A 3,259-nucleotide genomic window follows, 5' to 3' on the forward strand; every position below is an offset into this window, starting at 1 on the left:
CGCATATGCACGGCTATGTCGCCGGTATCAATAACAACCTGTTGGAATACTTGGATGAAAAGCCTCTCACTCTGAAAAATAGGATCACCGATCACATCATCTCGAGTACGCAACGGGAAGTGGCGGCCCTCAGAAAGCGCATGAACTTGAGGGTTCTCGATTAAGCGTAACCTTAATTTAAATGAGGAGGGAGAGATGAAATTTCAACTCGTACTGTTTGTGCTCTACAAAAAACTGGCCAAGGCAGCCAAAAAAGATTCACGATTTATGGCGTTCATAAAAGGCAAACGTCTCAACTTTGCGATTAAATCGAGCCGGGACGGAAAAGGGCGGCAGTATATCTTCGACAATGGCCGGATATCATCGACCGGTAAACTCGCAGCATCCTGCGATGCGGCCATGGTCTGGTGCGACCCCGAAACCGGCTTCAAGGTGATGACGTCGAAAAACGATGAAGCCTCCGTGGCGGCGCTGACGGAGAAAAAGCTCCAGGTCGAAGGGAACTTCAAGGACTTTATGTGGTTTTCACGGGCCCTGGATATCATGATGGGAAAAGCCTAACGCGTTGTCCTTATAAGGATTGATTACAAGGGGGAGATTAAAATGGATGTTTCCGTAAAGCAGAACTTAGATGCAAACTACGGCATTGAGCCGTTTGGCAAGGAATGGCCGGCGGGCGAGTCTTCAATGGCTGAAAATCCATCACCTTTTGAAAGGGTCAATCGTTTCAGGAGATTTGCACTTGATACGAAATTCACGGTGAATCATGAAAGAGCGTGCCTGGTAACCGAGGCGTATCAAAAGTATGATGACCAACCACAGGTGGTGAAATGCGCGGAAGCGCTGCGCCATGTGCTGAAAAATGTTTCGATCCGTATCCATCGGGACGAGCTCATCGTCGGTGAAATGGCCTCCCCGATGAAATCGGCGCCGATCTTCCCGGAGTTTTCCTATGACTGGGTCATCGACGAAATGCACAACCAGCCCTGGGCAGAACGGCTGCATGACAGATACTATATCACCAAGGATTCCGAGAAAAAGCTCGAGACGCTGCATCCCTTCTGGAAGGGCAGGACGGTGGAAAATGCCATTACCGCACGTCTATCCGAAGACGAGAAAAAAGGCACCAACCTCGGCCGGGGCCTGTACCTGCTCAATCTCTACATGTTCGGCGGCGTGGGGCATTTGCAGCTCAATTACGAGAAGCTGTTTGAAGTCGGCTACAATGGGCTGAAAAAGCAGGTCGAGCAAAAGTTGACCCTTCTTGATCCCACGCTTACGGAAGACCTGGAAAAACGCGCATTCTACCAGGCCGAGCTGGTCGTCCTCGACGCGGCCACCCTCTATTTGAAACGGTATGCATCTCTGGCACGGGATATGGCGAAGCGTGAGGCCGATGCGCAGTGGAAGAAGGAACTGGAGCAGATCGCGGCCAACTGCGACTGGGTATCGGAAAATCCGCCGCGCACGTTCTGGGAAGCCCTCCAGCTCTGGTTCATGGCGACGACCATTCTTCTGGTTGAATCCAACGGCCATTCGATATCCTTCGGCCGGTTCGATCAGTACATGTTTCCTTTCTATCAAAAGGACATCGACGCCGGGGTCGCCACCAAGTCGTCTATCCAGGAGCTCATGGAGATTGCCTTTATCAAACCGCTCTGGTGGACAAAATTGAGGGATCGCCTCACCGTCATCGCCAACTCGGGCCGCGGGATGGGCGGTGAAAGCCTGACCGTTGGTGGTGTGGACAAAGAAGGCAACGATGCCACCAACGATTTGAGCTATATGGCCCTGGACGCCTATGCGCATACGCGTTTGACCGTGCCGTGGATGTGCGTCCGACTGCACAAGAATTCCCCCCGAAGTTTTAAAATCAAAGCGATCAACGTTATCCGCATCGGCACGGGACAGCCCAAGCTGTTCAACGACGAGGCGGCGATTCCCGCGTCGCTGCGTGTGGGCCGCACGTTGGAAGACTCCCGCAACTACCACGTCGTGGGCTGTGTGGAGATCGATGCCGGCGGGAAGGAATACGGCTGGCACGATGCCGCTTATTTCAGCATCGCCAAGGTTCTGGAACTGGCCATCAACAACGGCCGGTGCATCGGGTGCGGCGCACACTGCCCGCGTTGGGACGGTTGCGGCGGCATCGGCAAGCGCCTGGGACCGGAGACCGGCAGCCTGGCCGACTTCACGTCCTTCGATCAGGTGCTCGCCTCCTATGACCAACAGATGAAGTACTGGGTGGACCAAATGATTGCCGGGCTCCAAACCATGGACCTTGTCCACCAGCAGCTGAAGCCCCTGCCCTACTTGTCGACCCTGACGGACGATTGCATCGAAAGGGGCGTGGATGTCACCGCCGGCGGCGCCGTCTACAACTACACGGGTCCCCAGGCCGTGGGGGTCGGCGCGGTGGGCGACGGACTGGCGACCATCAAGCAGCTGGTCTTTGAAGAAAAGAAGGTTTCGGGCAGCGATCTGCTGGACGCCTGCGAAAACAACTGGAACGGATACGAAGCGCTGTATGCCCTGGTCAACAGCGACAAAGTGCACCACTACGGCAACGATGACGACTATGCCGACGAACTGGCCAAATTCGGTGCGGACACCTACTGCAAACATGTGGAGAACCGTCCCAACGCACGGGGCGGCACCTACGTGCCAGGCGTTTACTCCGTATCGGCCAACGTGGCCCTGGGGCTCGTCCAGTGGGCTTCGGTCGAGGGAAGGAAGGCCCTGGAGGCGGTGTCCGACTGCGTCGGCCCGGTGCACACCCAGGCCGGGTCCCACGATGTCAAAGGACCGACCGCCATCGCCAAGTCCGCTTCGAAACTGGATCACGTGCGAGCGGGCAACGGCACGCTGTTGAACTGGAAATTCACCCCCACCTGCCTCGCCGGAGACGTCGGGCGCGACAATCTGATTTCCCTGATGGACGTCTACTTCGAGCGCAAAGGCATGCACAGCCAGTTCAATGTCATCAGCCGCCAGACGCTGGAAGACGCGCTCGTCCATCCAGAAAACTATAAGGACCTGCTGGTGCGCGTGGCGGGCTACAGCGCTTTGTTCGTAGAATTGAGCAAACCCCTGCAATACGACATCATCGGCCGGACCGAACTCTCGTTCGACTGATCCGGTCGGTCGAACCCGCGGAGGCGCCGCCCCATCGCCGGCGGCGGCGTACCTCCTCATTTCATACCGCCTTGGGGCTGCTTGCTTCATCCCCCGGCGGGTGTTTCCCATAAGGATATACAAC

2 protein-coding genes are annotated in these 3,259 nt (G+C 56.2%); both read left to right on the forward strand.

The features are described from left to right. Positions 1–195: 195 nt before the first annotated feature. Positions 196–561 (forward strand): hypothetical protein, encoded by a 366-nt coding sequence (locus ACWVCN_RS08025; RefSeq protein ID WP_455245045.1) that lies wholly within the window; start codon positions 196–198, stop codon positions 559–561. 42 nt (positions 562–603) lie between these two features. After that, positions 604–3,135: a (2S)-3-sulfopropanediol dehydratase gene (hpfG, locus tag ACWVCN_RS08030; RefSeq protein ID WP_455245046.1), complete on the forward strand. Its 2,532-nt coding sequence runs from the start codon at positions 604–606 to the stop codon at positions 3,133–3,135. The last annotated feature ends 124 nt before the right edge of the window (positions 3,136–3,259 follow it).

Source organism: Petrachloros mirabilis, from assembly GCF_975968855.1.